General features: G+C 68.5%; 3 protein-coding genes and 1 pseudogene. All 4 read right to left on the bottom strand.

Going from position 1 to position 5486, the window contains the following annotated elements; translation table 11 throughout:
* Positions 1-249 (bottom strand): annotated as a pseudogene (locus J9611_RS20650) (pyridoxal 5'-phosphate synthase lyase subunit PdxS); the annotation flags it as partial.
* Positions 250-377: 128 nt separating this feature from the next.
* Complete coding sequence (locus J9611_RS20645) at positions 378-1793, bottom strand: L-serine ammonia-lyase (protein WP_211882988.1); 1416 nt, start codon at positions 1791-1793, stop codon at positions 378-380.
* Positions 1793-2479 carry a sarcosine oxidase subunit gamma gene (locus J9611_RS20640; protein ID WP_211882986.1) on the bottom strand — a complete coding sequence of 229 codons (687 nt, stop codon included), beginning with the start codon at positions 2477-2479 and terminating at the stop codon, positions 1793-1795. The genes J9611_RS20645 and J9611_RS20640 overlap by 1 nt, the downstream gene beginning before the upstream one ends.
* On the bottom strand, positions 2472-5435 hold the full coding sequence (locus J9611_RS20635) for a 2Fe-2S iron-sulfur cluster-binding protein (RefSeq protein WP_211882984.1): 2964 nt from the start codon (positions 5433-5435) through the stop codon (positions 2472-2474). Before J9611_RS20635 ends, J9611_RS20640 begins: the two co-directional genes overlap by 8 nt.
* Positions 5436-5486 lie beyond the last annotated feature (51 nt).

The following is a 5486-nucleotide window of genomic DNA, read 5'->3' as shown; positions in this document are numbered from 1 at the left end:
CACGGACACGGCGTCGATGATCTTGTCGATCATGTCCGGGTCCGACATGCGGGACACGCCGCCCTGGGCGCGGATATCGGCCGGAACGCGTTCCAGCGCCATGACGGCCACGGCACCGGCATCCTCGGCGATGCGGGCCTGCTCGACGTTGACGACGTCCATGATGACGCCGCCCTTGAGCATCTCGGCCATGCCGCGCTTGACGCGGCTGCTGCCCGCAATCCGCGGAAGAGGTGTTAGGTGACTCACGAAATGCTCTCTTTTCTTCAGTCAGGTTCGAGGCGCCAGCCCAGCCAGCTACCGTTCGTGCGCCTGGGCGGTCTAGTTCCGGGATCGGCACTCCGGTGCGGCGCGCCCGTGCGGGTTTACATCATGGCTCAGCACTCGATCACGTTCACGGCGAGGCCTCCGCGGGAGGTTTCCTTGTACTTGGTTTTCATGTCTGCTCCTGTCTCGCGCATGGTCTTGATGGCATTGTCGAGGGATACCTTGTGGCTGCCGTCGCCGTGGAGGCACAGGCGGGCGGCGTTGATGGCTTTGACGCTGGCGATGGCGTTGCGTTCGATGCAGGGGATCTGCACCAGTCCGCCGACCGGGTCGCAGGTGAGGCCCAGGTTGTGTTCGATCCCGACTTCGGCGGCGTTTTCCACCTGCGCCGGGGTGCCGCCGAGGACTTCGGCCAGCCCGGCGGCCGCCATGGAGCAGGCGGAGCCCACCTCGCCCTGGCAGCCGACCTCCGCCCCGGAGATCGAGGCGTTGATCTTGAAGAGGATCCCGACGGCGGCGGCGGCCAGCAGGAAGCGGATGACGCCGTCGTCGTTGGCCCCGGGGACGAACTTGACGTAGTAGTGCAGGACGGCCGGCACGATGCCGGCGGCGCCGTTGGTGGGGGCGGTGACGATCCGCCCGCCGGCAGCGTTTTCCTCATTGACGGCCAGCGCGAACAGGTTCACCCATTCCATCGCGAGCAGCGGGTCGGCGGGCACCTGGACGGGGGACGGGGTCCGGGATGCTGCGTCCGCGCTGGCGGCGGATGCCGCCAGCGTCCGGAACAGGGCCGGGGCACGGCGTTTGACGTTCAGCCCGCCGGGCAGGATTCCCTCGGCAGCGCAGCCGTTGTCCACGCACTGGCGCATGACCGCCCACAACGCCAGGAGTTTCTCCCGCAGTTCCGCCTCACTGCGCCAGACCAGTTCGTTGGCGAGCATGACGTCCGAGATGGATTTGCCTTCGCGGGCGCAGATGTCCAGGAGCTCGTCGGCGGTGGTGAAAGGGTAGGGCAGTACCGTCTCGTCGGCCACCACCCGGTCGGCACCTTGGGCATCGCCGTCCACGACGAAGCCGCCGCCGATGGAGTAGTAGCTGCGTTCGGCCAGCACCGCCCCGGCGTGGTCCAGCGCGCGGAACGTCATGCCGTTCGGATGGGCCGGCAGGGACTTGCGGCGGTGCAGGACCACGTCCTCGTCCCAGTTGAAATCCACCCGGTGGCTGCCGCCGAGGCGCAGCTCGGCGTTGAGGGCGGCTGCGGCAACCTGGTCGTCGGCGGTACGGGTGTCCACGGTTTCCGGGGCCTGTCCCTGCAGCCCCAGCACCACGGCCTTGTCCGAGCCGTGGCCCCGCCCGGTGGCGCCGAGCGAGCCGAAAAGCTCAGCCTGGACGCGGGCGGTGGAGGCCAGCTGCCCGTCGCCCTTCAGCCCGTCGGCGAACAGTTTCGCTGCCCGCATCGGGCCGACCGTGTGCGATGACGACGGCCCGATGCCAACGGAAAACAGGTCAAGTACGCTCAGGGCCATTACGGGACCTCGGGTGAGGCGTACTCCCGCATGGAGTCCAGGAGCCAGCGCCCCAGGAAATCGGCGAACGAGGCCCTCGGGAACAGGCGGAACGTCTCGTCCGCGGTCTTCCAGAGCACCACCGGGATGTGCCCGATTTCCGTTGCCAGGGCGGTGCCGGCCTTGAACACGCGCGGGTGCAGGTCCAGCGAGCAGCTCTTCTCGAGGACTGCGCGGGCCCGGCTGCCGGTGAGCTCGAAGGTGGTGCGGTTGGCGGACAGGTCCACCACCTGGCCTTCGCCGCTGCCCAGTGCCGCCGTGAGATCGCTGACCAGCGAGCCGCCGAGGGAGTCATGCGACGCCTCCGGGGCGACGACCATGAATTCTGCGGGTCCGAGCCACAGAACGGCAGCGCCGTTGAGAGCAGCGCCGTTGATTGCAGCGCCGCTGACCGCAGCGTCGCTGCCGCTGACTTCGCCGCAGGAGGCCGGCAGTCCGCCGGTCACGGAGGCGATCCGCGTCCCGGCGTCGGAGCCGCGCTCAACGCGGATCCCCACCATGGTCTGGTACGGGATTTCCTTCAGTGCGGCGGTGCCCGGCACGGAGCCGGCCGCGAAGGCCTCGGCGAGGTGCGAGGCCGGGCTGCGTCGGGCAGCCCGGAGTCCGTTGACGTGTGTTGCTTCTGCCGGTGCTGATGTTTCAGCCATCTTTGCGGGTCCCTTCAGCGTCGAAAAGTACGGTTTCGCCAACAACCACGTCCACCAGCTGGTCTCCCATCGAGGCCACGAGGGTCTCGCCGATGCGGTTGCGGCCGTTGTGGATCAGGGCCAGGCCGAAGGAACGGCCCAGCGCGGCACTGTGGTAGCTGGAGGTCACGAACCCCTGCATCGGCACGGGGCCGTAGGCGGGGTTGACGGTGATGCCCTTTTCCACGAGCTGCGTGCCTTCAGGCAACCGGATGCTTCCGTCCACCGGGAGCACGCTGACCAGGTGTTTCCGGTCGGCGCGGGCGGCGTCCGTGCGGTTGTAGGAGCGCTTGCCGATGAAGTCCTTGGCCTTGGAAACGACCCATTCCATCCCGGCGTCCTGCGGGGTGACGGTCCCGTCGGTGTCCTGCCCGACGATCGGGTAGCCCTTTTCGGCACGCAGCACGTGCATGGTTTCGGTGCCGTACGGGGTGATGTTGAACTCCGCACCGGCGGCGGCCACGGCTTCCCAGGTGTTGAGCCCGTACCAGGACGGCACATTGATCTCGTACGCCAGTTCGCCGGAGAAGGAGATGCGGCAGATGCGCGCCTGCACCCCGGAGGCCAGCGTGGTCTCCCGGAAGGTCATGAACGGGAACGCCTCGGCATCCAGGCCGCCGTCGGCGGCCAGCTGCGGGGCGAGCTTGGCGATCACGGCACGGGACTTGGGGCCGACGACGGCGATGGTGGTCCACTGTTCCGTCACGGAGGTGCAGTGCACGTCCAGTTCGGGCCACTCGGTCTGGTGCCATTCCTCCAGCCAGTCCAGCACCTTGGCGGCGCCGCCGGTGGTGGTGGTCATGAAGTACCGGTCATCGTCCAGGCGCAAGGTCACGCCGTCGTCGAAGATCATGCCGTCCGGGGTGCACATGACGCCGTAGCGGGCCGATCCCGGCGCGAGCTTCTTGAAGGCGTTGGTGTAGACGCGGTTCAGGAATTCGCCGGCGTCCTTGCCCCGGATCTCGATCTTGCCCAGGGTGGTGGCGTCCATGAAGCCCACGGAACCGCGGACGGCGGCGCATTCACGCAGGACCGCGGTGTCCATGTCCTCGCCGGCCTGCGGGTAGTACCAGGGGCGCTTCCACTGACCGACGTCCTCGAACAAGGCGCCCTTGGCGACGTGCCATGGGTTGATCGAGGTGACGCGGGCGGGGTCGAACAGTTCGCCGCGCTGGCGTCCGGCGAGTGCCGCGAACGCCACCGGGGTGAACGGTGCCCGGTAGGTGGTGGTGCCGATGTCGCCGATGCCGCGGGATGCTTCGCCGGCGGTCCGGAGCGCTGCGGCAATGACGCCGATGGCGTTGACACCGGAGGTCTTGCCCTGGTCGTTGGCGGTGCTGATGGAGGTGTAGCGCTTGATGTGCTCCACCGACCGCATCCCGGCTCCGGTGGAGCGCAGGACGTCAGCCACGGACTGGTCGCGCTGGAAGTCCACGAAGTGGTGGTGCCAGTCATCCGGAGTGCCTTCCTGGCCCGGGACCAGCCACAGCTGGCGGGTGGGGGCGGAGGCCTTCGGCTCGCCGATGACAGCCGGCTTGGTTTCTGAAGTGAAGCCGGCGGCGATGGCTGCCGCGGCTCCGGCGGAGATGCCTTCGGCGAGGCAGTCCTCGAGTTCGAAGCTGCCGCGGCCGGAGCCGATGGTCTGCTGGTTCGGAACCACGGTGCTCGGCACGAAAGCGGCCAGTTCATCGTCCCAGCGCAGCTTGCCCTGCCGCTGGGAGTGGAGGTGGACCAGCGGGCTCCAGCCGCCGGAGACTGCCAGCAGGTCGCAGGCGATTTCTTCGACGCCGGAGGTGAGTTCGCCGTCGTCGTTGATGCTGCGGACGGTGACGCTCTCAACGCGGCCATCTGTGTTGGATCCGGCGGAGCCGGTAGCGGTGTTGGCCACCGCGCTGCCGATCAGCACACGCGTGCCGGCTTCGACGGCGGCGGCAGCCACCTTCGAGAGCTGCGGGCGGGCATCGACGACGGCTGCGAGCTTGACGCCGGCGGCGCGGAGGTCCGCGGCGAGGGCGTAGGCGCTGTCATTGGTGGTGCTGATGACTACGCGCTGCCCGGCTGCCACGGCGTAGCGGTTGAGGTAGCTGCGGACGGCGGAGGCGAGCATGATGCCGGGGCGGTCATTGTTCTCGAACACCAGCGGACGTTCGTGGGCGCCGGGAGCCAGGACCACCTGGTTGGCACGGACGTGCCAGATCCGCTGGCGGGAGACGCCGGGGGCGGAGGGGCTGGAAAGGTGGTCGGTGCGGTTCTGGACCGCGATGACGTAGTTGGCGTCGTAGGCGCCGAAGGCGGTGGTGCGGTTCAGGACGGTGGATTCGGCTCCGGAAACGAGTTCGGCTTCCACATCAGCTACCCATTCCAGGGCCGGTTTGCCTTCGATGGTCTCAGCCAGCTCGGGTGCGGTGGAGCCGGACAGGAGGCTTCCGCCCAGTTCGGGCTGGTCGTCCATGAGCATGACGCGGGCGCCGGTGCGGACGGCCTCGCGCGCTGCGGCGAGGCCGGCGGGGCCGCCGCCGATCACCAGGACGTCGGTGTGGATGTACTTCTTGTCGTACTCGGCGCGGTCATCCTCCGGGTCCAGCTTGCCCAGGCCGTTGAGCAGTTCTGCCTTGAGGCCGTCCACCAGGGTGACGGTGGTGGCGGGGAGCATGGACTCTGCAACGTGGCCGGGGAAGCGCGGAGCGATCTTGACCAGGGCGTTGGATTCCTCGACGCCGGCGGACATGATGCCGCGGGGCCGGTCCTCGTAGAGGGAGTTGCCCGCGCTGATGTGGCCGTTGGCGAGCAGCGCCGAGGCGAGTGTGTCGCCGGGGTGGCCTGTGAATTCCTCGCCGTCAACGGTGAAACGCCAGGAGATGCTGCGGTCGATGCGTCCGCCGGTGCTAAGACGCGCGGGCTGCGGCTGAGCGGTCATTTGATTGCTCCTTCCGGGGAGACGGGGCCGGGAACTGTGGGGGCCGTGTGT

The sequence above is a fragment of the Pseudarthrobacter albicanus genome, assembly GCF_018224015.1.
GTDB lineage: Bacteria > Actinomycetota > Actinomycetes > Actinomycetales > Micrococcaceae > Arthrobacter > Arthrobacter albicanus.
The sequence above is the reverse complement of the archived record's forward strand: the minus strand, read 5'-3'. Positions and strand labels throughout refer to the sequence as shown.